A 25,936-nucleotide genomic window follows, 5' to 3' on the forward strand; every position below is an offset into this window, starting at 1 on the left:
GGCGGACATGGCTCAGCGGACGATCAACTGCGACCTTCACCTCGCGCCGGACGACTTCATCATGCGCGACCACCGGGTGCACGGGGTGTCCGTACTGCCGGGTGCGGCATTCCTCGACATCGTCCACCGGATCATCGAGGCCCAGGGCTTCGACGGCGCCGGCTGCGAACTGCGCGACATCGTCTTCGCCGAGGCCGTGGCCACGGACCCGGGGACCGGCCGGGACATCCGGGTGACCCTGACCGAGCGGACCAACGGCGACTGGGACGTCACGGCCCGCAGCCGGGCGGCCGTGCCGGACGACCCGCCGCCCTGGCGGGACAACTTCTCCGGCCGCCTCACCTGGACCACCGCGGAACCGGCTCCCGCAGTGGACCTCGATGCCCTGCGGGCGGGGGCCGTGAAACAGCGTGATCTTGCCGAACTGTACGCCCAGGCACGGGCCGAGCAGATCCAGCACGGTCCGGCGATGACCTGCTCGGGCGCCATGTGGGAAGGGCGCGGCTATCTGCTGGCTGAGCTCAACCTGTCGCTGCGCTCGCAGGAGCTGGAGGACGGTTTCCACCTTCATCCGGCCAAGCTGGACGCCGCCACACTCGTCGCGTTCGGGATGACCGGTTCCACGGGTGATCCGTTCATCCCGATGTTCATCGAGCGGTTCCGGGCGAACCGTCGGCTGCGCGGTCGGTGTTACGCGTATCTGCCCGCCCCCGAAACGGCTGCCGCATCCGGCCAGCTGGTCAGCAGCGACTGTCTGATCTTTGACGAACAGGGCTACCCCGTGGCCGAGTTCACCGGACTCACCTGCAAGCGGATCAGGTTTCCGGAACAGGTGACGGCGCTCGTCGCCGCTCCTGCTCCCGCTTCCGTGCCCGCGGCTGCGGGGCATCGGGCCGACGCTCCCGCCACGGAGCAGAACGACCCGGCGGGGGCCGAACCGCCGGCTGCCCCTGCCGAGGACGGCCATGTCGTGCTGTTGCGGGGGCTGGTGGCCGGTGCGCTCGGTGTGACGGCCGACGAGGTCGACACACGCACCGGCTTCTACACACTGGGCCTCGACTCGGTCGCGCTGCTGAAGCTCGGCCAGGATCTGGAACAGCTCATCGGGGAACGGCTCTACCCCACCCTGCTGTTCGAGTACGGGACGGTCGACGAACTCGCCCGTCATCTGGCGCAGACCCACCCGCAGCTCCCGGCCGCCACAGCACCCGCAGGCCCGGCACCCGTCCCTGCCGCCGCGTCGCCCGCAACACCCACCGCCACAGCGACCGCCGAACCGGCCGGGACCGCTCCCGGCACGCCGCGGCCCGCAGTCGTGGCCTGTCGCCCCGTCTGGCACCCGATGGTTCCCGGCCCGGTTCCGGACCGGGAACCGGCCGGCGACGTACTGCTGCTGGGGGCAGCTCCCGAACTCGCCGCCGGACTGCGGGCCCGGATGCCCGCCGGGCGACGGCTGATCGTCGCCGGGACAGGCCCCGGCTTCGCGGCGGACGGCCCGGACTCCTACCGCCTCGACCCGCGCAGCAGCGACCAGTGGACGACCCTCCTGGACCGGCTGGCCGACGAAGGCACGGACACCGCTGCGTTCATTCAGATGCTGCCGGACGACCCGGCGCGCGGGGACCGCGACGCGTTCGACACCGTGCGCGCGCTCGCCGCCGCCCTCGCCTCGCGGCCGCTGCCCGCCCCGGTCGGGGTGCACCAGATCTACCGTTCGGGACACGGCACCCCGCCGCCGCAGTACGCGGCCCTGGCCGCTCTGTGCCGCACACTCACCGCCGAGGTCCCCCGAGTACGCTGCCGCGCCGTCGAACTGGACGTGCCCGCAGGGGCGGAGGACCTGCTCACGGTCGCGGCGGGCGGCATCTCAGGACTGCACGAGCCGCACCTGCGCTACGCGGCGGGCAGCCCGTACGTGCTGCGTCACACCCGCGTCGCGCTCCCCACGCACGCGGATCCGCCGGACCCGTCGTCATCCGTCTATCTGATCACCGGCGCGGGCGGGGGGATTGCCACGCTTCTGGCCGAGCGGCTGGCCCGCGAACCCGGCGTCGGGCTGCTCCTCCTCGGCCGCCGCCCCGCGGACCCCGCTCTGCGCCACCGGATCGACGGCTGGGAGCGACTGGGCGCCCGCGTCCACCACGTCCGGGCCGATCTGGAACGGGAGGACGAGGTGCGTGCCGCGGTCGCCGAGGGCATCGCGCGGTTCGGCCGTATCGACCGGGTCCTGCACTGTGCCGGGGCTACCGATGACGGGGTGTTCTTCCGTGAGGAAGCGGGACGCACCGACCGGGTGCTCACCCCCAAGACCGCCGGGCTGCTGGCCCTGGACGCGGCCACGGAGGACCTCGAACTGGACTGGTTCGTCACGTTCTCCTCCCTCGCGTCCGTGGTGCCGAGCCCGGGGCAGAGCACCTATGCGTACGCCAACTCCTTCATGGACCACTTCGCGAACCGACGCACCGGCCGGACCCTGTCCGTGGCCTGGCCGCACTGGGCAGACGGCGGGATGAGCGTGCCCCCGGGGTCCATCGAGAGCGCCCGGGAGGAATTCGGTCTGTCCCCGATGCCGGCGGCCGACGGACTGCGGACACTGTGGTCGGCACTCGCCACCGGCGAACGCAGGATCGTGATCGGCCACGGCGAAGCGGAACGCATCGACACGGCGCTGCACCTCGTGGAGCACACGGAGCCCGGCGACCGCGCACGGCCGGAGGCCCGTCCGACCACCCGTGACCGGGCGGAGCCCATGGACACCGGCCGGCCCGTCGAGGGCGCGGACGCGGCGACGGACGACATCGCCGTCATCGGCGTCGCCGGGCGCTACCCGCAGGCCGACAGCCTCGACGCCTTCTGGGACAACCTCCGCTCCGGACGTGACTCCGTCACAGAGATCCCCGTCGACCGCTGGGACAACGAGGTCCTCTACGACCCGGAGAAGGGACGCCCCGGGCGCACCTACGGACGCTGGGGCGGCTTCCTCAGCAGCGTCGATCGTTTCGATCCGGCGTTCTTCGGCATCTCGCGCAAGGAAGCCGAATGGATGGATCCGCAGGAACGGCTGTTCCTCACCACCGCGTGGCACACGCTGGAGGACGCCGGATACCCGCCCGACGCCCTGCGCGAAGAGACCGTCGGTGTCTTCCTCGGCATCATGTGGAACCACTACCAACTGGTCACCGGCGGCGCCGGCGATGTCGCACCGACCGCGCTGCACTCCTCCGCCGCCAATCGGGTCTCCTTCGCCCTCGACCTGAGCGGGCCGAGCATCGCGCTCGACACCGCGTGTTCGTCCTCGCTGACCGCTCTGCACCTCGCGGTCGAGAGCATCCGGCGAGGCGAGTCGACCCTGGCACTCGCCGGCGGCGTCAACGTCATGGTCCATCCGCAGAAGTACCTCCAACTCGCCCAGGGGCGCTGGCTCTCCGAGGACGGCCGCTGCCGCAGCTTCGGTGAGGGCGGCACCGGGTACGTCCCGGGCGAAGGCGTCGGCGCGGTGCTGCTGAAACCGCTGTCCCGAGCCCGTGCCGACGGCGACCACATCCACGCCGTCATCAAGGGAACCGGTGTCAACCACAGCGGCCGTACAAGTGGTTTCACCGTGCCCAGCCCGGCGGGCCAGGCGGAGCTGATCCGTCACTCCCTCGCGTCCAGCGGCATCGACCCGGCCACGGTCGGCTATGTGGAGGCACACGGCACCGGGACCTCGCTCGGGGACCCGATCGAGATCGAGGGGCTGGGCCGGGGATTCGGCGACCGGGCGCCCGCGGACTGCCCGATCGGTTCGGTGAAGTCGAACATCGGGCATCTGGAGAGCGCGGCGGGAATCGCCGCACTCACCAAGGTCCTCCTCCAGCTCAAACACCGCACTCTGGTGCCTTCGCTGCACGCCGGAACGCTCAACCCGCAGATCGACTTCGACCGTTCACCCTTCCGTGTCCAGCGCACCACCACCGACTGGCCGGCGCCCGACGGCACCCCCCGCCGGGCCGTGATCAGCGCCTTCGGGGCCGGTGGAGCCAACGCCCATGCCGTCGTCGAGGAATATCTGCCGACCCCCCGCGCCGCCGTCCCGGCCGGCCCGCAGCGGGTGACACTGTCGGCCCGCACCGAGGAGGCGCTGCTCGACCAGGTGCGGGCGCTCGACAACCACCTCGCCTCCCTCGACCTCGCCGGCACCGGTCAAGGCCGCTATCTCGCCGATCTCGCCCACACCCTTCGCGTCGGCAGGGCATCGATGGTGTGCCGCGCGTCGGTCGTGGTGGACAGCCTCGCGGAACTCCGCCGCGCCCTGGCCAGGATCCTGGACGGGGAGGACCGGGAGGCTCGGGAGACCGCAGAGGCCCCCGGAACGCCGGGGGAGCGCGGCGACGCACGGAGGATCCCGCTGCCCGGCTATCCGTTCCAGGAGGAACGCTGCTGGCTCGGCGCCTGGGAACGCGCACACGACCCGTCCCGGCCGGACGCCGCGGCGGCCGTCGCACCGCCGGCGGCGGCCGCGCCCCGCACGGCCCCCGCCCGGCCGGCCGGGGACGGCGGTGTGGAACTGCGGGTGCTCGACCACGGTGTCGGCCTGGTCGTGCTCGGCGCGCCGATGTTCACCGACCGGTTACTGCGTGAACTGACCGACGCCTTCGCGGAGATCGACACCCGCGACGACATCCGCGCTGTCGTGATCACCGGCAGCAACACCATCTTCAGCATGGGCGCCACCCCCGAGGCCCTGGAGGAACTGGCCCGGGGCGAGGGCAGCTTCACCGACGAGCCCGTGGTCTACGGGGCTCTCACCGGCTGTCGCAAGCCGGTCGTCGCCGCACTCCAAGGACACGCGTCGGGTGGCGGCTTCACCTTCGGCATGTACGGCGACGTCGTCCTGCTGAGCGCGGACAGCTCCTACAGCGCCAACTTCCTCAAGTACGGCTTCACGCCCGGCATGGGCGCCACCTACATCCTGGAACACCGGCTCGGCCGGACGCTCGCCCACGAAATGCTGCTGACCGGGCGCTCCTACCCCGGCGCCGAACTGAGCAGACGCGGTGCGGGAGTCACCGTGCTGCCCTCCGCGCAGGTGCTGCCCGCCGCGCTCGACCTGGCCCGCTCCATCGCCGGGCATCCGGCGGTCGCGTCCGGTGCGCTCAAGGCGGAGTTCGCCGGTCGCGTACGGGCGGAGCTGCCCGGGATCATCGACCGTGAGGTACGCATGCACCGGGACGTACTCGGCGAGGAGTCCCTGGACCGAATCCACGCCCGGCACCACACCCGTGAGGAATCCGGCGCAGCACCCGTGGCCCCCGAACCGCGTCGCGCCGACCCGCCGGCCGTCGGCCGCATTCCGCAGGCCCCGGAACCCGTCGACTCCGCCGAGGTGGAACAGGCGGTGCGCGAGGCGCTCGGCGCGCTGCTGTACCTCGAGCCGAAGGAGCTCGACAGCGCCCTGACGTTCAACGAGATGGGTCTGGACTCGGTCGGCGCGGTGGAAGTGGTCAGAGACCTCAACCAGCGCTACGGGCTCGACCTGGACTCCGTCGCCGTCTACGACCACCCCACCGTGCCCGACCTCACCGGTCTGGTGGCCACGGCGCTCGACGAGCAGCGTTCCCTGCATGCCGCGGCGACCGCTCCCACAGCCCCTCAGCAGCCCCCGACGGCCACGCCGGTGGCACCGGCCGCCGGCCCGTTGCCGCCACGCGAACTCCCCGGCCTCCCCGACCCGCGGCAGGATACCCGGCCCCCGGCGCCGCGCCGGGTGCCGCCGGAGGCGGACCTGCCCGCGCCGCCTCCGGCAGCGGGCCCGTCCGGCCCACTCGTCACCCTGGCGCCGCTCGGACGCGGCATCCGGGAACCCGAAGGCGACCCGCCCGCGCCCGCCGCAGCCTCGGCCGGCCCCGAAGCCCCCGAGCCCCCCGCACCCACCCCGGCCCCCGACAGCCCTGTCCCGCACGGCCCCGCTTCCGACGGCCGCACGGTCCCCGACCGCACGTCCGACGGCCGTACCGTCGCAGGCGGCGCCCCCGGCGTGCACACCCCCGCCGACCGTTCGGAGCCGACCGGATCCCCGGAGGCCACGGAGCCGACCGGGTCCTCCGACATCGCCGTCATCGGCATGTCCGGGCGCTTCCCCGGCGCCGACGACCTCGATGCCTTCTGGCACAACCTCGCCGGCGGCCGCAGTGACATCGGTGAGATTCCCGCCGAACGATTCGACTGCGAACCGGACTTCGACGCCCGCCGGGGCGTCGAGGGCAAGACCTACAGCCGGTGGGCCGCCATGCTCGCCCGGGTCGACGAGTTCGACCCTGCGTTCTTCCACCTGTCACCGCTCGAGGCTCGCGCCATGGACCCGCAGCAGCGGCTCTTCCTCCAGGAGTCCTACCGCGCCCTCGAAGACGCCGGGTATGCGGGCGACGGCGGCGAACGGGCCTTCGGCGTGTTCGCCGGGTGCGCGACGAACGACTACACCCAACTGCTCACCGACAGCGGGTCCAGGGACTCGGGACAGGCGTTCCTGGGCAATGCCCCGTCCATCCTCGCCGCCAGGATCGCGTACTTCCTGAACCTCACCGGCCCCACCCTGGCCGTCGACACCGCCTGCTCGTCCTCCCTGGTGGCGGTCCACCTCGCCTGCGAGAGCATCCGGCGCGGCGAGTGCACGGCGGCACTGGCCGGCGGGGTCGCCGTCATGGTCACCCCCGAACTGCTGATCCGTACCAGCCAGACCGGCATGCTCTCGCCGACCGGTCGCTCCGCGCCGTTCGATGCCGACGCCGACGGCATCGTCCTCGGCGAAGGGGTCGGGGTGGTCGTACTGAAACGCCTCGATGCGGCGCTCGCCGACGGCGACCAGGTGCATGCCGTGATCCGTGCCGGCGGCATCAACGGGGACGGCAAGACCAACGGCATCACCGCCCCCAGCGCCGCTTCGCAGGCAGCACTGATCCGCTCGGTGCTGCGTCGGGCCGGACTCGGCGCGGAGGACATCGGTTATGTCGAGGCGCACGGCACGGGTACACCGCTCGGCGACCCGATCGAGGTCAAAGCCCTGACGGAGGCGTTCCGGGCGGACACCGACCGGACCGGATTCTGCGGTCTGGGCTCGGTGAAGGCGAACATCGGACACACCACGACGGCGGCCGGCATCGCCTCGCTGTTGAAGGTGCTGCTGTCCCTGCGGCACCGTCGGCTCGCCCCCATGCCCGGCTTCGGCCGACCCAACGACAAGATCGACTTCGCGGGCAGTCCGTTCTTCCCGGTCACCGAGCCGACCGACTGGCAGCCTTCCGCCCGCGGCGAACGGATCGCCGCGATCAGCAGTTTCGGCTTCAGCGGCACCAACAGCCACCTCCTGGTCGCCGAAGCCCCGGCCCGGCCGCCGGCACCGAGGCCGGACACCGCGGAACGCGTCGTCATCCCCGTCTCGGCCCGCACCGACGCCGCTCTGGACGCGAGCCTGTCCCGCCTGGCCACGCACCTCGACACCGCCCCCGAGGTCGCACTGCCCGACCTCGCCCGCACCCTGTCCACCGGACGCAGACATCTGCGGGCGCGGGCGGTGTTCACCGTCGACAGCGTGGACCGGCTGCGCCAGGCGCTGCGCCTCGCGGCCTCGGGCGCAACCGGTCCCGACCATCTGCGCGGCATGGCTCCGGCCGACCCCGCAGAGCCTTCCGGCACGCTGCCCGGCGACTCCTCGCCCGACCGGATCGCCGCCTCGTACCTGCGGGGCGAGCGGATCGACTGGGAGGCACTGCACGCCCGGCCCGGAACCCGCATCGTCGCTCTGCCGACCTACCCGTTCGCCCGTGAACGCCACTGGCCGGACCGTCCGCACACCGACCCGCGGGACACCCGCACGCCCTCCTGGAGCATCGGCCCCGACGACCCCCTGGTCGACGGCCACCGGGTGTCCGGACACCCGGTCCTGCCGGGGGCAGCGGCCATCGCCATGGCCGTCGAGGCAGCGGACCCCGGACCGCTGAGGCTGAGCTCCGTACGATGGCTGCGGCCCTGCCGGATTTCCGCCCCGCGCGTACTCCACGTCTCCCTCGCCCCGGCGGGTCCGCCGACGCGCCGGTTCACCCTCCACGACGGATCGGGTACGGAGTACGCCACCTGCCTGGCCGCGCCCGTGCCCGCCGGCACCCCTGCGGAACACCTCGACATCGACGCGGCGGCGCGCCGCTGCGACCGCTCGGTGGACGCCGCCCGGCTGTACGCGGACTTCGCCGCAGCCGGCGTCGGCTACGGCCCGCGATACCGCCTGCTCGACGGCGTCCGTTTCGGGACGGACGAGGCGGTCGCCACCCTCGACCCGGCACCCGCCGGCCCGGCGGGCCCCTATCCGCTGCACCCCGCCGTGCTGGACGCCGCCCTGCAGACGGCCGCCGTGCTGCTGCCGGGAGACCGGCCCGCGGTGCCCTTCTCCGCGCAGGAGGTGTGGGTCAACGGCCCCCTTCCCGCCGGGCCGCTGACGGTGCATGCCCAGCGGGAGCGGCACGGGTTCACCGTACGGCTGGCGGATGCCCGGGGAACCGTACACCTGAAGGTGACGGGCTTCTCCCTCCGGCCCGTCGCAGCGCCGGCCGTCGGCCCGCTGGACGGCATGATCCACATCCCGCGATGGCAGCCCGAACCGCTCCCGGACAGCGTGACGCCGACCGGTGCGGACCGCACCGCCGTGCTCCACCTGGGCGGACCGGACGAACTCTCCCGCGCGCTGGTGGCGCGCTGCCCCGGCCGGGACACCGTGCTGCTGAGGGCCGACGCGGACGGTGTCCCCTCCCTCCCCGGGCCGGAGGAGTGCGACGCCCTGTATGTGGTGGCCTGTCAGGAACCCGACGAGGGCATGGCTCCGACCGTACTGGACGCCCTCACCGCCCTCACCGCCTCCCGGCAGGCACACCGCCCCCTCCGGCTCACCCTGGTGGTGGCGGGGGAGGACGACACGGACCCGGCGGCCCGGCTCCCGCACGCCGCCGAGGCCCAGGGCCTCTGCCGGGCGGTGGCCGCCGAGTACCCGCACTGGTCGGTGCGTTGCCTGGACATCGGCACCTGCGCGGGCGACCCGTCCGAACTGGCCCGGCGGATCCTCGCCGAACCGGGCGAGGACCGGCTCGTCGCCCTGCGGGGCACCGAGCGCTATGTGCAGCGACTCGTCCCGGCCGACCTGACGGCCGAGACCACCGACCCCTACCGGGACGGCGGCGTGTACGTCGTCGCGGGAGGCACCGGTGGCATCGGCCGCCAACTGTGCCGCCATCTCGCGGCGACCCGCCGGGCCCGCCTGGCGGTGGTCGGCAGACGCCCGGCCGATGACCCGGCGGTCCGCTCACTCCTGGACGAGGTGACCGCACTCGGCGGCCGGGCCCGCTACTTCAGTGCCGACCTGGCCGACGCGGCGGCACTGAGGTCCGCCGTGGCGGCGGTGCGCGCGGAATGGGGCCCGGTCCACGGCGCCTTCCACAGCGCGCTGGTCCTCCGCGACCGCACGGTGGCCAACCTGGACCGGCCCACCCTCGACGAGGTCCGTCGCCCCAAGACCGACGGTGCCCGCAATCTGTACGAGGCGCTGAGCGACCAGCCCCTCGACTTCCTTCTCTACTTCTCCTCCGCGGTCTCCTTCACCGACAGCGCCGGCCAGGCCAACTACGCGGCGGCGAGCATGTTCGAGGACGCCTACGCCACCCGGTTGCGCCGCCTCGGGCACCCCGTCTCCGTCATCAACTGGGGTTACTGGGGCGGCGTCGGAGTGGTCGCCGACGAACGCTACGCCCGCCGCCTCGCCACGCTCGGAATCGGATCCATCGAGCCCTCCGAAGGGCTCGCCGCCGTGTCCCGGATTCTGTCGTCCGGACTGCCCCAGGCCCTGGTCCTGCGGGCGGAACCACAGGGGCTCGCCCAGTTCGGCATCGGCACCCCCGTGCCCGCCGCCCGCCCCGCCACGGCCACACGCCCCCCGGCCGGACCAGGCGGCGGCACCGACCCACGACTGGACAGCGCACGGGCCGCCTTCACCGCTCTGGACGCCCTGGCCCGCGATCTGGTCCGCCAGGCCATGGCGGGCTTCGGCGGCCTGGACCGGGCGGGCCGGCGGATACCCATGGCCGACCTGATGGCCCTCACCACCGGCACACCGCACCACCGGCGGCTGCTGCGCGCCGTCCTGGAGATGCTGGCCCGCTCAGGCGCCCTGCTCATCGACAACGACGATGTCGTGCCGCTGCGCACCGAGGAACCAGTTGTCCCCGACGTGACCGGTCTGCTGACCGCACACCCGGAGATGGCCCCGCACGTCAAGCTGCTGCGGACCTGCGCCGACGCCCTCACCGACGTACTCACCGGCAGCCGCGCGCACATCGAGGTGCTCTTCCCGCACGGCAGCCTCTCCCTGGTCGAGGACGTCTACCGGGGCCAGCCGATCGCGGACCATGTCAACGGGCTGCTCGCGGCCCGGGTCGCGGACGCCGTGCTGACCGGAGCGGGCCGCCCGGTGCGGGTCCTGGAGATCGGTGCGGGTACCGGCGGCAGCAGCGCGGCGGTGCTGGCCGCGTGCGCGTCGACCGGTGAGGACTACGCGTACTGCTACACCGACATCTCCCCGGCCTTCCTGCGCCACGGCGAAGCGGAGTTCGGCACCCGGGACGACCATGTCACCTTCCGGCCGCTCGACATCGGCCGGGACCCGGCGGAACAGGGATTCGAACCGGGTGGCCAGGACGTCGTCCTCGCCACCAACGTCCTGCACGCCACCGCCGACATCGCCACCACCCTGCGGCACGCCGCGTCCCTGCTGCGCCCCGGCGGACTGCTGCTGATCAACGAGGTGACCCGCGCCTCCGACTACCTGACCGTCACCTTCGGTCTCACCCCGGACTGGTGGGCGGCCGAGGACGAGCAGCGCCGACTGCCCGGTGCACCGCTGCTCAGCCCCGGCCGGTGGCGCGACGCCCTGACGGAGGCCGGTCTGCGCCAGGTGCGGGTCGAGGGCGCCCCCGGCGTCCCGGCCGCTGACCTGGAGCAGTGCCTGATCATCGCCGAACGGCCGCCCACGACCTCCGCTCCCGTGACGCCCGAGATCCTGGCGCCAGAGGCCTCGGCACCCGAGATCCTGACGCCCGAAGTCCAGGCCCCCGGGCTCGCGGACCGAGCGGTCACCACCGCGACCACGCCCGACTACGTACGAAAGGTCTTCGCCGAGGTGCTCGGCTCCCGGCCGGAGGACCTCGATGACCGGGCCACGTTCGAGACCTTCGGGATCGACTCGCTGGTCACCCTGCGGATCGTCGACCGGTTCGCGCAGGACCTCGGCGAACTTCCCGCGACCCTGCTGTTCGAGAACCTCACCATCGAGCAGCTCGCCACCCACCTGGAACGCGAACACGCGGACCGTCTCGGAGTGGTTCTCCGGGCCGCGGCACCGCAGCGGCCGGCACCGGCGCCACTGCCCGCACCCCCGCCCGGAGGCACCGCCGCCCGCGACGGCGACATCGCCGTGATCGGCGTCTGCGGACGCTACCCCGGCGCCCCCGACCTGCCGAGCTTCTGGCAGAACCTGGCCTCGGGAACCACCAGCGTCACCGATGTGCCGGCGGACCGCTGGGACTGGCGCACCCACTTCGACGCGCGGCGCGGCACCCCGCAGCACACCTACGGCCGCTGGGGCGGCTTCCTGGAGGACGTCGACCGCTTCGACCCCGCCTTCTTCGGCATCCTTGCCCGGGACGCCGCGGCGATCGACCCGCAGGAGCGGCTCTTCCTGGAGACTGTCTGGAATCTGCTGGAAGAGACCGGCCACCTGGGCACCCACACCCGGGTACCCCGTACCGGGGTGTTCGCCGGGCTGATGTACGGCACCTACGGGCAGCTCGGCGCCACCCTCTGGAACGAGGGCCGGCTCAGCGGCGCCCACTCCTCCTACTGGTCGGTGGCCAACCGGGTCTCGTACTTCTTCGACTTCACCGGACCCAGCATGGCGGTCGACTCCGCCTGCTCCTCCTCCCTCACCGCCGTCCACCTGGCATGCGAAAGCCTGCGGCGCGGCGAATGCGAGACCGCGATCGCCGGTGGGGTCAACCTGATCCTGCACCCGTCCCACCATGTGTCGCTGTCGGGACTGAACATGCTGTCCGCCGACGGCGCCACGAAGGTCTTCGACGAACGGGCGGACGGATTCGTACCGGGCGAGGGCGTCGGTGCCGTCCTGCTCAAGCCCCTGCACCGAGCCATGGCGGACGGTGACGACATCTGGGCGGTGATCAAGGGAGGGTCCGTCAACGCGGGTGGAAAGACGGGCGGTTACACCGTCCCGAACCCGAACGCCCAGGCGGCGCTGATCACCGACGCGCTGCGCCGGGCCGACGTCGAGCCGGGGACCGTCTCGTACATCGAGGCGCACGGCACCGGCACCGAACTCGGGGACCCGATCGAATTCGCCGCCCTCGCCCGTGCCTTCGCGGAGTCGGGTGCCGAGCCCGGACGCTGCGGCGTCAGCTCGGTCAAGGCCAACATCGGCCATCTGGAGGGGGCCGCGGGCATCGCGGGCCTGACGAAGACGCTGCTGCAACTGCGGCACCGCAAACTTGCACCGTGCGCGTCCCTGGACATCGTCAATCCGAAGATCGGCTTGGCGGGCACCCCGTTCTTCCTGCCCCGCGCGCTGACCGACTGGGAGCCGACCGAACCGGGGACGCCTCTCCGCGCCGGGATCAGCTCGTTCGGCGCCGGGGGCGCCAATGTGCACCTGGTGCTCGAGGAACCTCCGGCACCCGCTTCCCTGCCGGCCCCGACCGCCCCCGTCGGCGAACAGCTCTTCCTGCTGTCGGCCCGTACGCCGGGGCAGCTGGCCACCCACGCGGCCCGGATCGCGGATTTCCTGACCGGGCCAGGCACGGACGTGCGACTCGACGCCCTGTGCTGGACCAGCCAGACCGGACGCCGGGACATGGCCGAACGCGTCGCCGTACTGGCGGCGGACGTGCCGGAACTCGCCGCACGGCTGGCCGCGTTCGCCCACGGTGGGGACGCTCCGGGTCTGGTCCGCGCGTCCGCGGGCCCGTCGGCCGCGCCGCCGGCCGGCACCCGCGATCTCACCGTGCTGGCCGGACACTGGGCGTCCGGCGGCCGACCGGACTGGCGCGAACTGTGGCCCGAACCGCCGGGCCGGATCCCGTACCCGACCTACCCGTTCGAACGCTCCCGGCACTGGACGGACACCCGGACGACCTCCCCGACCCTCACTCCCGCTCCGGCCCCCAGGCCGTCCGACGCGGCCACGACCGAACAGGTCGAGATGCCCTCCGCCGGAACCCCGTCGGGTACGACGCAGTACCTGGTGCCCGAGTGGCGCCCGGAGCGCCTGACCGGCACCCCCCGCGCGCCCGGCCGGGTACTCGTGCTCGGCGCCGGCTCCGGAGCGTCGGAGACCGTGGCAGCGGTGGAGGCAGCGATCCGCGACGCCGGTGGCACGAGCCCGATCACCGGCCCGGGGGAGAGCACCGAGGAACGGAGTGCCTGGGCGCGGGCCCTCGCCGCCGAGGGGCAACTGCCCGACGGCCTGGTGTATGTGGCCGGCCCCGGAACTCTGCCCGAGCAACTCGACGCCGGACTGCACACCGTCCTGTCCCTGACCGCTGCGGTACTGGCGGCCGGTTCGGGCCGGCGGCTGCGGGTCGTGTTCGGCCACATGCAGCCCACGCCCGCCTACGCGGCGGTGTCCGGCGCACTGGCCGCGCTGACCCTGGAACACGGCGGGCTGCGGGCGACCCGGCTGTGCGCGGGCGACGAGCCCGCCACGGCGTCCGACCGTATCGTCGCGGAACTCCTCCGTGAACCCGCCGGGTCCGCCGACACGGTCTCCTACGAGCACGGCGAGCGGCGTCGGCTGCACATGGCGGAGCGGGTCCCCGCCGACGGCCCGGACCTGCACCCGGCCGGAACGTATCTGATCACCGGCGGCGCGGGCGAACTCGGTCTGCGCTTCGCCGCATACCTGGCACAGTGGCCGGTCACCGTCGTGCTGGCCGGCCGAAGCGCGCTCGACCCGGAACGGACCGCCCGGCTCGCCGCACTCGCGGGACCGGGAGCGCGGATCCACTACCACCGCGCGGACGTGACATCCCGCCATGAGGTCGACGAGCTGATCGGCACGGTCACGAGGCTGTACGGTCCCCTGCGCGGCGTCCTGCACGCCGCCGGGATCACCAGGGACCGCAGGGCCGCAGAGAAGTCGCGGGCGGAGATCGCGGAGGTCGTCGCGCCCAAGGTGTACGGAGCCGTGCATCTCGACGAGGCCACCCGGGACGAACCCCTCGACCATTTCGTCCTGTTCTCCTCGGTGGCCGGTGTGTCCGGCAATCTGGGGCAGGCGGACTACGCGTTCGCCAACGCCTATCTCGACGCCTTCGCGGAGGAACGCGAGGGGCGCCGCAGGGCGGGTGAGCGGCCGGGTCGGACCCTGGCGATCGGCTGGCCGCTCTGGGACGGCGGCGGCATGAGCGTGGACGCCGCGACCCGACGCCTCTTCGAGCGTCTGTGGGGGATGGTCCCGATGCCTCCGGAGGCCGGACTGCGCGCGTTCAACCGCGCGCTGACACTGCCCGACAGCCGGGTCATGGTCGTCGAGCGTGCGGCACCGGCGGCGGACTCCGCTCCGCGGCGGGACACCGGGACGGTGACCGGAGCGCTGCCGGATGTGGAACGGACGGTACGGACACTGGCCGCCGCGTTCCTGCTGGTGGACGAGCGTGAGGTGGACACCGACGCCGACCTGATGGAGCTGGGCTTCGACTCCCTGTCCCTGACGGAGCTGGTCATCCAGGTCAACGAGGCGTACGGGCTCGATCTGCTGCCGACCGTGCTGTTCGAGAATCCCACGCTGGGGCTGTTCGCCCGGTACCTGGTGGAGGAACACGGGGCCGGCCCGGACACCACTTCCCTCACCGGCTCCGACACCGCTCGGGAAGACACCCGCCCCGAGACCGCAAGTGAGGGCATCGAAGGCGCAGGTCTCGCCGATACGGAGGCCAAGGAGGCGGACGCCGCAGACACGGGCATCACGGACAGGGGCATCGCCGTGACGGACCTCACCGACACGGCTGTCACCGATACGGACGTCACCGATACGGACGTCACCGATACGGACGTCACCGACTCGGACATCGCCGTCATCGGGATGGCGGGCCGGATGCCCGGAGCCGACGATCCCGATGCCTTCTTCCGGCGCCTGATCGCCGGTGACGATCTCACGGGCCCCGTCCCCGAGGACCGCGCCGATCTGCGGGGCGACCCCGAAATCGCCGATCAGCGCGGCGGGTTCCTGGTCGGCATCGATCGGTTCGACGCCGCCCGATTCCGAATTTCGCCGCGCGAGGCGGCGCTGATGGACCCGCAGCAGAGACTGTTCCTGGAGACCGTCTGGAGCGTATTCGAGGACGCCGGCTACCGCCCCGACCAGCTGGCGGGTACCGACACCGGACTCTTCGTGGGGGTAGCCACCTCGGACTACGACGACCTGATGACCAGTCATGACATTCCCGTTCAGGCGCATATGGCGACCGGCATCGCGCACTCGGTGCTCGCCAACCGGGTGTCCCACCGGTTCGATCTGCGTGGCCCCAGCGAGGCCGTGGACACGGCCTGTTCGAGTTCCCTGGTGGCGCTGCACCGCGCCGTCCGCGCTCTCACGGACGGCGAATGCACCATGGCCGTCGCCGGCGGTGTCAACGCCGTGCTCAGCCCCTCGCTGTTCAAGGCATTCGTCCGCGCGGAGATGCTCAGCCCCGACGGCCGCTGCAAGACCTTCGACGCCGCCGCCGACGGATATGTCCGGGGCGAGGGCGTGGGCGCCGTGCTGCTGAAGCCGCTGCGGCAGGCGGTGGAGGACGGCGACCACATCCACGCGGTGATCAAGGGAAGCGCCGTCAACCACTGCGGTCGTACCGCCTCGCTCACCGCCCCCGACCCGGAGGCACAGGCCCGGGTCCTGGTGAGCGCGTACCGCCGTGCGGGCGTCGACCCGCGCACCGTCACCTATCTGGAGAGTCATGGCACCGGTACCCGGCTGGGCGACCCGATCGAGATCGAGGGGATGAAGAAGGCGTTCACCGAGCTGTACGAGGAACACGCACTGCCCGTGCCCGCCACCCCCCATGTGGCAGTGGGCGCGGTCAAGACCAACATCGGCCATCTGGAAGCCGCTTCGGGCATGGCTGGGCTCCTGAAGGTGCTGCTGTGCCTGCGGCACGGATGGCTGCCGGGCAATCTGCACCTGGACACCGTCAACCCCTACCTGCGACTTGACGGCTCGCCGCTGCGGCTGCTGGAGCGGGCCGAGCGCTGGGAAGGCGTGCCGGACGGAGACCGTGCGCTGCGCAGGGCGGGGGTGAGTTCCTTCGGCTTCGGCGGCAGCAACGCGCATGTCGTCGTGCAGGGGTACGACGACGCGCGCCCCGCCGAACAGGACCGGCGCCCCCGGGTGTTCCCGCTGGCCGCACCGGACGGCGAAACGCTGCGTGCCTACGCAGCCCGGCTGGCGGACAGCATCGGGCGTGAACCGTCCGCGCCGCTCTCCCGGGTGGCGTACACCCTTCAGACGGGCCGTACGGTGTTCCGCGTCCGCCACGCAGTGGTGGCCGCCGATCGGGGCGAGCTCCTACGCGCCCTTGCGGAGCTGGCCACCGGCCCGGTGCCCGAACCGTCCGACATCCCGGTGCCGGAAGCCGTTCCGGGGCCCGGTGATCCGCACGCCGTGGCGGCAGCCTGGACGGCCGGGGCGCAGATTGCCTGGGAGGAGCTGTGGACCGCGGTTCCGGGCCGTACACCGCTGCCCGGAGTCCCGTTCACCCGTACCGCACACTGGTTCACCGTGCCCGAACCGGACGCTTCGCCCACACCGCCCCCGGTGACCACGGCGGCCGCGATCACGGAGCCGCGACGGGTAGGGGGCCGAGTGGTCCTCACCCCGGCGTACACACCGCCACACGCCCCGACAGGCACCAAGGGCCCGAAACGGGCCCCGAGCAGGACGCGGATCATGGCCCCGAGCGAGACCCCGGTCGAGGACCAGAGCAAGTCTCCCGTCGACGACCAGGACAAGCCCCCGGTCGAGGTACCGAGCACCCCATCGAGCCCGGCCCCGGTGACCGTCCGGACGCCCCGGACGGAATCCGTGCCCCTGGCCGTCGACACCGTCGCGGGCCGCGCACAGCAGCTGGTGGCCTGCGGATACAACCCCGTGCTACTGCCGGCCGCCCAGGTCCCCTTCGATCTGATCACCGATTCGTGGGCGGAGCGCGACCACCCCTCGGTCACCCGCCGGATGGCCGACATCACCGCCAGGTCGTTCAGCCGGCGCCAGGACATCGAGCAATGCGGCGCACCGTGGTTGCCCTTCAAACGGATCGTCGCCACACCCTCCGGACGGGCAGCCGAAGCCCTGCTCTGCAGGCTGTGGCCCGGCGAGCGCGGGACCGTTCTGCATGACGGGGTCTTCCCGACCTGGCTGTACAGCCTGGCCGGGAACGGATTCCGGCCGGTGGAACTGGCCCGGCCGGACACACCGCGGCAGCCCTTCCGCTCCGATGTGGATCTCACCGCGCTGCGCGCGGCGCTCGCCACGTCCCCGACGCCCGTGTCCTTCGTCTGCCTGGAGGCGGGCAACAACGCGGGCGGCGGCCACCCGATCTCCTGGGGCAATCTCACCGAGGTCCGCCGGACCCTCGGCGGTGACATTCCCCTCGTCATCGACGCGACGCGGATCGTGGAGAACGCGTTCCGGGTCCGCTCCGACGAAGCGGACGGTCCGGACGGTGATGTGTGGGACGCGGTACGCGACTTGCTGGCCACCGCGGACGTGGTCACCCTCAGCATGCCGAAGGACTTCGGCATCGACTCCGGCGGTCTCCTCGCCACGAACCTCTCCGAACTCACCGACCGGCTGGACGGCGAGCGGGCCGACCACGGGCCGCAACTGCACGCATGGGGCCGCCGTGCCCTGGCGGTCGCCGCGAACGATCTCGACTGGGCGGCCGACCGGGTCCTCGAGCGGATGCGGCACACCGCCACGTTGTGGGAACACCTCCACGACGCCGATGCCCCGCTGGGCGGACCCGCAGCCGGACACTGCGTCGTCCTCGACGTCAGCCGACTGGCGCCGTACGCGGAACTCCCCGAGCCCGTACCGTCGTTCCTGGCCACGCTCTACCGCGAGACGGGTGTGCGCGGCGGCCCGCACCTGGGCGGCGGCCCCGAGGCCCAGCTGGTGCGGCTCGCCGTTCCGGTCGGTCTCACCGACGCCGAGACGGACACCGTCGCGGACCGGGTCGCCACGTTCCTGACCGGCCCCGCCGAGCCGATCGTCCTGGCCGCGGCCGGCGGCACCGCCGATCAGGTACGCGCCCCCCAGGCCCGCTACCGCCTCGGCACCCGGGATTCCGCGGAAGCCCGCCCCGTCCCCCACGCCCACCCCTCCCGCCCGGCGCCGGATGCCGGGACCGTGAACAACCCCAACCTCCAGGTGCTGCGCGAGGCGGCCCCCGACGTGGAGGTACACATGGTCCCCGTGCCGGGCGGCGAGGCCGAGGTGTTCGTGAGGGGCCGAGGACCCGCCGTCCTTCTGATGCCACCGTTCAATATCGGCGCAGGGCTGTTCGTGGAGCAGTTCCGTGGGCTGAGCGACCGCCACCGGGTGGTGGCGGTGCACCGTCCCGGAGTGGGCCGTACCCGGGTGACCGGCGGACTCGGCCTGGAAGAGGTGTCGGCCCTGCACCGGCACGTCCTGGACGAGCTGGGCATCACCGGCCCGGTGCACGTCGTCGGCGCCTCGTTCGGCGGCCTCCAGGCGCAGAGCTTCGTACTCGCCCATCCCGAGCGCGCGGCCGGCCTCACTCTGATCTCCAGCTCCCACCGGTTCGCCAACCGTCCCGGCGGCGTCGCGAAGCTGGCAAGGGTCGCGGCGGAGGACCTGGACGCCGCAATCGCGGGCAGCGGCTCACACCGACTGGCGGACGCCCGCGACGACCTGCTGGACATGCTGCTGCGCAGCGAGAGCATGGACCCGCACACCGGCATGCGCTATCTCGACGCCTTCGCCGAACACGCCGGCACGCAGGACAGGTTGGCGGACATCAGCACGCCCACGCTGCTCATCCACGGTCGCTACGACACGGTCGTCCCGGTCGACACCGTTCAGCTCCTGCACCGGCTGATCAGAGACAGCGAACTCGTGGAGATTCCCGACGCCGGACACTTCCCCGGACTCACCAGCCCCGGCCGGGTCAACGAGATCCTCACCGAATTCTTCGCCACCCACCGAGCCGTACAGCACATCGGAGAACCGACCGACGGGAGCAGACCATGACCGACCTGTCCCAGACCGACGACGAGCACATCCTCACCATCATCCGGCGGCGCGCCGCAGAGGTGGTGCCGACCACCGCCGACGGCGCACCGCTGTCCGCCGACAGCAGCCTCGCCGCGGCGGGCTGCAACAGCATCGACAGGGCGGAGATACTCGCCCTGGTCATGGAGGACCTCGGCGTCGTCGTGCCGCTCGACGAGTTCGAACGCTCCCTGACGCTCGGTCAGGTCGCCGCACTGATGCGGAAACACCGGTGAGCCCCGCCTCGTCACGGACCTGGGTGACCGGCCTCGGCGTGCTCTGCGCCGCGGGCCGGGACCCGGCCGGGTTCACCGGTGCCCTGCGCGCTGGCCGTACCGGCATCACCCGCCGCGAGACCGGTGCCTCGGACGAAGCCGGGTGGCCCGACCGGAGCGCCGTGATCGACGGATTCGCACTGGCGGACGCACTGGCCGGCTGCGAGGGACTGTCCGCCGTGCTGCTCGACTCCGCTCGGCGCAGCGTGGCACGCTCCCCGTACAACATTCAGGTCGCCACGGTCGCGGCGCTGCAGGGCTGGCTCTCCGCGGCCCTCGACGAGTCGCCCGCGCCCCCGGCGCGTACCGGAGTCGTGGTGGCCGGATCCAATCTCAACGGCGGCTACGCATGGCGCCAGCGGCAGCGCTTCGAACGCGACCCGGCGTATCTGCCACCGACCTTCGCCCTGCACTACCAGGACACCGACCACGTCGGGACGCTGAGCCAGCTCCTGGGCATCCGTGGTGAAGGGTTCACCGTCGGCGGGGCTTCGGCCAGCGGCAACGTGGCGATCATTCAGGGCGCCCGGCTGATCGAGTGCGGGGCGTTGGACGTCTGTCTCGTCGTCGGGGCTCTGACCGAGCTGTCGCCCATGGAGCTGCGCAGCTACTGCAATCTGCGCGCCGCCGCCGCCGGGGACGCGGCCACGACGGGATTCGGGGCACCGTTCGACACCGGGCACCGAGGGTTCGTACCCGGCGAGGGGTGCGCGGTGCTCGTGCTGGAATCGGAGGCATCGGCGCGTCGACGGGGTGCGCCACCGCTCGCCGAGCTGAGCGGATACGCCCAGCGTCTCGATGCCAACAGGCTGGCGGATCCCTCGGCGGACGGTGAGGCGGACGCGATGGAGGCGGCCGTCGAACGGGCCGGTCTGTCGCCTGCGGACATCGACTACGTGAACGCGCACGGGACCGGAGCGCCGCTCGGGGACGCGGCCGAACTCAAGGCGCTGCGAAAGGTGTTCGGGTCTCGGGGCCCCTGGGTGAACGCGACGAAGGCGTTGACCGGACACTGCCTGTCGGCGGCCGGTGTGGTGGAGGCCGTGGCCACCGTGATCCAGCTGCGGGACTCCTTCGTCCACCCCACGGTGGGCCTGACGAGTCCGGTGGACGCCTCGCACCGCTTCGTCGGCCCCACGGCGAAGGGCGTGCCGTTGCGGCACGCCCTGTCCAACAGTTTCGGCTTCGGCGGGATCAGTACCAGCGTCGTGTTCGGCGCAGCTCCCGCTTGAGCACCTTGCCGATCGGCCCGTGCGGCAGCTCGTCCACGGCGACGATCCGGTCGGGCAGCTCGCCCGCCGGCAGCCGCTGTGCGAGGAAGTCCCGCAGAGCGTCGGCGGACCCGTCGGGCCCTCCGGACCGCAGCCGCACGGCGGCCACCATCAGCGTCCGCCCGTCCGGACCCGGCGCGCCGAACACGGCGGCCTCCACCACATCGGGATGCCAGTACAACTCGTTCTCGGCACGCAGCGAGGAGACGGTGCGTCCCTCGCGGGTGACGACGTCGGCGGCCCGGTCGTGAAGGGTCAGTATCCCGTCCGCGTCGAGGGAGCCGACGTCGCCCATGTGTGTCCACCCGTCCCGGAACACCCGGGCGGAAGCTTCGGGATCGCGGTAGTAGGAACGGGGCGGCGCGGGGGACGACAGACAGATCTCGCCGACCTGCCCGGGTGGCAGGGGGGAGCCCTCCGCATCCACGATCTTCACCCCGGTCTCCCGCCGGGGCTCACCGACCGTGGCCAGTTCCGGCCGGCGGAAGTACTCCGGGTCCTTGTGCTCGTTCCAGGGGTCCGTGATCAGGGAGGTGAGCGCGGGGGAGACTTCGGTGGATCCGTAACCGATGATCATCCGGGTGTCGGGGAGCGCCTGCGACAGCTTGTCCACCATGCCGAGAGGCACGCTGGCCGAGCCGAACATCAGCATCGTCAGACAGGTCAGATCATGGGTGTCCAGCACACCGTCGGCCAGCAGTTGGATGGCGACGGAGGGCGGCAGCACCGCCAGTTCCAGCCTCGGTCCGGCGATGGCGGCGGCGATGCTCTCCGGATCCGAACGGCCCAGCACATGGATGGTCGAGTCCGTGGTCAGGGCCAGAACGAGCGCATTGTGGCCCGCGTTGGTGCCCAGCGGAACGGCGCACAGAATGCTGCCGACGTCCTGGAAGAGATGTCCCCAGGCGAACGTCGGGTACGTCAGGTTCGCGTGGCTGACGGCGACCGGTTTGGCGTCACCCGTCGTGCCCGAGGTGTAGAGGATGTCCGACAGTTCGTCGCTCGTCACCGCGGGCGGCAGGATCTCGGCCTGGCCCGAGAACTCCGCCCGGTCCGAGAACTGCGACGACGTCGAGCGTTCCGACGGCTCCGACAACTCAGCAGCGGCAGGCGCACCGTGTTCGAACCCCGGCTCGGCCCACCACGCACCGTCCGGTGGCTCACTCCCGGCCCCGTGCAGTACTCCGGAGGCGCCGCAGTACGTCAGCCGGCGCCGGATCTCCGCGGCCCCGAGCCGCGCGGTCAGCGCGATCGCCGTGCCGCCCGCAAGATACACGGCGACATGACCGACGGCGTACCCGATCCAGTCGTTTTCCGCGTAGTACAGACCGATCCGGTCACCCGGCCGTACTCCGACGGTTTTCAGTCGATGGGCAAGTGCACCTGAGGCGCGTATCCATTCCCCGTATGCCAGGGAGTCGGTTCCGTCGACGACCAGGGCGATATGGTCCGGTTTCTCCTTCGCGCGCTCGAGGATGAGCTGCGGGACCGTCGGCGGCACTGCGGAGATTTCGGTCATGAAGTGAACGTAGGGCGCATGTTTGTGCGCCTGCTGCTCACTTTTGAGTGGTAGCAGCACTCAACTCGGGATTGACACAGTTCAGTTGGACCGACATCCTCACCAACGCGAATCAGAGTGAGATAATCGAGGAGGTACGGACGGTGGTTGTCCCTCAGCCTGAAGGACCCGAGGCAGTATTACCGCGAAATAGAGTGATCGCGACCGTCGGCGTATTGCTTGCGCTGGCACTGACATCAATTGACCTGTCCGTGGTCGGCGCGGCCATGCCCAAGATCACCGAAGACTTGGGTGGGCTCCGGCTCTACTCCTGGGTGGGAGTCGGCTATTCGGTGGCGGCGGCGGTGATCCTGCCCATCGCCGGTAAGCTCGGTGACCTCTTCGGTCGCAAACCCTTCCTGCTCACCGGCCTGGTCGGGTTCCTGGTCACGTCCTTTCTGTGTGGCGCCGCGCAGTCCATGACCCAGCTGGTGATCTACCGGGGTGCGCAGGGCCTGTTCGCGGGCATCCTGATGGCCAACATCTACACCGTGGTTGCCGACATCTACACGCCGGAGCGGCGGGCGCAGACGCAGGGGATCTTCTTCAGCGTGGCCGGGCTGAGCATGGTGATCGGACCGCCCATCGGCGGTGTCATCACCGACAACCTGGACTGGCGCTGGGTCTTCTACATCAATGTTCCGATCCTGCTGCTCTCCGTGCTCGCGATCATGGCCGGCGTGCCGTACGTGAAGTCCCGGTTCAGCTGGCGCGACATCGACTTCCTCGGAGTGGCGCTGCTGATCGTCGGCCTGGTGCCGATCCTGATCGGTCTGAGCCTGGCGGGTGACGGTCATGCGTGGACGTCGGCCGAGGTGCTGATCCTGCTCATCGGCGGAGCCGTCATGCTGGTGGGCTTCTTCCTGGCCGAAAACCGCGCGGAGCACGCGATCGTGCCGCTCTCGCTCTTCCGCGGCAACCAGTTCTCGGTGCTGGCGGTCATGTCGTTCTTCACCGCGTTCGCGATGATGGGAGCGATCTTCTACGTACCGCTGCTGATGCAGGGCGTACTCGGATCCAGCGCCACGTTCGCGGGCAGCCTGCTGAGCCCGATGATGTTCGCCCTGATGATCGTCCCGCCGATTGCGAGCAAGGCGATCACGGCCGTCCCCCGCTACCGGATCCTCGGCGCCCTCGCGATGGCTCTGGTCGCGGGCGGTCTGTTCCTGCTCTCGACCGTCGACACGGGCAGCGGACGCGGATCCACGGTGGTCGCGATGATCCTTCTGGGCATCGGCATCGGCATCTCGTTCCCGATGGCGACGATCGTGGTGCAGAGCGCCGTCGCGAAGGAGATGATCGGAGTCGGCACCAGCCAGATGCAGTTCTGGCGGATGATCGCCGGCCCGGTGTCCCTCGCGCTGATGGGCTCGATCCTCTCCCTGCAGCTGGGCAGGGACGCCACCGCCGCCGACTCGGTGCCGCCCGCACAGCTCGCCGACGCGTTGCACACGGTGTTCCTGACGGCGACGTTCATCGTGCTGATCGGGTTCGTGGCAACACTGTTTCTCAAGGAGGTCCCGGTGCGTGCCATGCCGAGCATGATGCGCCGGAAGAAGAAGCCGCAGCCAGGGGCGGCCGGCGCCGAGGCGGCACCGGCGCCACAGGCCACCGAAGGGTCCGCCGGGGCCCCGGGAACCGTGCGGCGAACGGAGGCGGGGGAGGCCTGACACTGCATCCACGCAAGGCGTACGGGCGGGCCGGGTGCCCGCCCGTACGCATGCCCGCCGCCAAAGGGCTGTCCCGTAATCCCTGGCGGGCGCACGACGCCGGCTACGGCACCTCGCCGCGTTGTCGGAACGCCCGAATACACCCAGTATGAGGACGCTCCTCCGCCTTGCGATGCACCGCATCCGACGCCCCGCGCTGATCCACCAGGGATTACGGGACAGCCCTTATGCGCAGTCTTGAGCAGGAATTCACCACAGGCATCATTACGCTCACCCTCCAATGGCCGCTCCCCTAGGAGGAATCCGGATCATGGCGGAACGCGCAGAGGTGATCGTCATCGGTGGAGGCCAGACGGGTCTCGTCACCGCCTACTACTTGGCCAGGGCCGGCATTCCCTATCTGGTTCTGGACGGGGAATCGCGGGTGGGCGACGCATGGCGAAATCGCTGGGATTCGCTGGAGCTGTTCACGATCGCCCAGTACTGCGAACTCCCGGGTCTGCGTTTCCCGGGGCGGCGCGGCCGGTTCCCCGACAAGAACGAAATGGCCGACTATCTCGAAGAGTTCGCTCGAACCAACAGGATCGAGGTTCGCCTCCGCACCGAGGTCACCGCCCTCGACAAACGTCCCGGCGGCGGATTCCTCATCGAGACGAACCAGGGCTCATTCGAGGCCGAACACGTGGTCATCGCCACCGGCGCGCAGCGACTGGGCAATGTCCCGCCGGTATCGAAGAAGGTCGGCGCAGAGGTCTTCCAGGTGCACACCGGCGACTACCGCAATCCGAAGCAGATTCCCGGCAGTCGTGTCGTGGTGGTCGGCGCCGCCAACTCGGGTGCCCAGATCGCCACGGAACTCGCGAAGACCCACCGCGTCACCCTGTCGCAGGGCTCCCCGCTCCCGCACTTCGGGCGCCGTTTCCTCGGCATCGGCATTCACTGGTGGGGCGACAAACTCGGCATCATCAAGAAGCCGCTGATCGGCGAGAGGGACCGGCTGCACAAGAAGACGCTACTGGTCGGCCCGAGTCTCAAGACGCTGTCCAAGCGGCACCGGTTCACGCTCGCCGGACGCACCGTCGGAGCCGAAGGCCGCACGATCCGCTTCGAGGAAGGCACCGAGACCGAGGTCGACGCGGTGGTCTGGGCGACCGGCTTCCGGTACGACTTCAGCTGGATAGGCTTCCCGGCACTGGACGAGCACGGCGTACCGCTCCAGGACCGCGGTGTCACCGGCGAACCCGGCATGTACTTCCTGGGCCTCCAGTGCCAGTTCTCGTACGGCTCCGGGCTCATCTGGTGGGTCAAGGACGACGCCCGGTACGTGGTCAATCATCTCGACGACAGGCGTCGCGCGCGGTCCGGCAAGACTGTCGGCTGATGGCCGGGCCGCCATGGGAGAGGGGCCGACGGCGCCCTGCTCGCGGCGGCAGGACATGGTGGGCGATGCGTCTGCTCTGGCACGACCTGGCACGCGGGTTCATCGCCACCGCGGGCATCTTCGGGCACTACACCGCTGAATACCAGTTGCTGATGCGCCCGTGCGCCCAGGATCCCGCCCCGGAAGCCCTGCCCGCCCCGGAAGACACCCGAGGCGCGCTGCGGCCGCCGGAGTTCCCGGCGGGTGGCGACGTGCCCCCCGGCTCGATGAGCGGTCCGCCACCCGGCCACCCCGAGCGGGTCGTCCCCGGCAGCCCGCCGTCCGACGAGGAGCGCGATCTCTGGACGCGACTGCGCGGTTGATCGTCCGGCTCCCCCCGGACGGCGTCGGAGGCCCGCACCCCACGGGG

7 protein-coding genes are annotated in these 25,936 nt (G+C 71.6%); 6 read left to right on the forward strand and 1 reads right to left on the reverse strand.

Annotated features, from left to right (window positions below; translation table 11 throughout):
- Window positions 1-7: 7 nt before the first annotated feature.
- From ACFU6I_RS25240 to ACFU6I_RS25250, 3 genes are read left to right on the forward strand one after another with little or no spacing between them, the layout of a single operon-like run.
- Window positions 8-19,351 carry an SDR family NAD(P)-dependent oxidoreductase gene (locus ACFU6I_RS25240; RefSeq protein ID WP_384370777.1) on the forward strand — a complete coding sequence of 6,448 codons (19,344 nt, stop codon included), beginning with the start codon at window positions 8-10 and terminating at the stop codon, window positions 19,349-19,351.
- A complete protein-coding gene (locus ACFU6I_RS25245) occupies window positions 19,348-19,608 on the forward strand; it encodes a phosphopantetheine-binding protein (RefSeq protein ID WP_384370779.1) in 261 nt (86 codons plus the stop codon). Before ACFU6I_RS25240 ends, ACFU6I_RS25245 begins: the two co-directional genes overlap by 4 nt.
- Complete coding sequence (locus ACFU6I_RS25250; protein WP_384370781.1) at window positions 19,605-20,879, forward strand: beta-ketoacyl synthase N-terminal-like domain-containing protein; 1,275 nt, start codon at window positions 19,605-19,607, stop codon at window positions 20,877-20,879. The genes ACFU6I_RS25245 and ACFU6I_RS25250 overlap by 4 nt, the downstream gene beginning before the upstream one ends.
- On the opposite strand, the gene ACFU6I_RS25255 is transcribed toward ACFU6I_RS25250, so the two are convergent.
- Window positions 20,842-22,437 carry a class I adenylate-forming enzyme family protein gene (locus tag ACFU6I_RS25255; RefSeq protein WP_384370783.1) on the reverse strand — a complete coding sequence of 532 codons (1,596 nt, stop codon included), beginning with the start codon at window positions 22,435-22,437 and terminating at the stop codon, window positions 20,842-20,844. The two genes, ACFU6I_RS25250 and ACFU6I_RS25255, sit on opposite strands and share 38 nt — an antisense overlap.
- 143 nt (window positions 22,438-22,580) lie before the next feature.
- Between ACFU6I_RS25255 and ACFU6I_RS25260 the strand changes: the two genes are divergently transcribed.
- The 3 genes from ACFU6I_RS25260 (at window position 22,581) to ACFU6I_RS25270 (ending at window position 25,889) form a co-directional block, all read left to right on the forward strand.
- Entirely contained in the window at window positions 22,581-24,146 is a 1,566-nt protein-coding gene (locus ACFU6I_RS25260; RefSeq protein ID WP_384370785.1) for an MFS transporter, read from the forward strand.
- 310 nt (window positions 24,147-24,456) lie between these two features.
- Window positions 24,457-25,527: a flavin-containing monooxygenase gene (locus ACFU6I_RS25265; RefSeq protein ID WP_384370787.1), complete on the forward strand. Its 1,071-nt coding sequence runs from the start codon at window positions 24,457-24,459 to the stop codon at window positions 25,525-25,527.
- Between the two features lie 65 nt (window positions 25,528-25,592).
- The gene (locus ACFU6I_RS25270) at window positions 25,593-25,889 is read left to right on the forward strand and encodes a DUF6059 family protein (protein WP_384370789.1); all 297 of its coding nucleotides are present in this window, start codon (window positions 25,593-25,595) and stop codon (window positions 25,887-25,889) included.
- Window positions 25,890-25,936 lie beyond the last annotated feature (47 nt).

Origin of the sequence: Streptomyces sp. NPDC057486, from assembly GCF_042802415.1 — a bacterium.
Classification (GTDB): Bacteria; Actinomycetota; Actinomycetes; order Streptomycetales; family Streptomycetaceae; genus Streptomyces; species Streptomyces yanii.

Bases quoted from the DNA above. Each gene is read 5' to 3' on its own strand.
- ACFU6I_RS25240 (WP_384370777.1), top strand. From the start codon at position 8: ATGGCTCAGCGGACGATCAACTGCGACCTTCACCTCGCGCCGGACGAC.
- ACFU6I_RS25245 (WP_384370779.1), top strand. From the start codon at position 19,348: ATGACCGACCTGTCCCAGACCGACGACGAGCACATCCTCACCATCATC.
- ACFU6I_RS25255 (WP_384370783.1), bottom strand. From the start codon at position 22,437: ATGACCGAAATCTCCGCAGTGCCGCCGACGGTCCCGCAGCTCATCCTC.
- ACFU6I_RS25265 (WP_384370787.1), top strand. From the start codon at position 24,457: ATGGCGGAACGCGCAGAGGTGATCGTCATCGGTGGAGGCCAGACGGGT.
- ACFU6I_RS25270 (WP_384370789.1), top strand. From the start codon at position 25,593: ATGCGTCTGCTCTGGCACGACCTGGCACGCGGGTTCATCGCCACCGCG.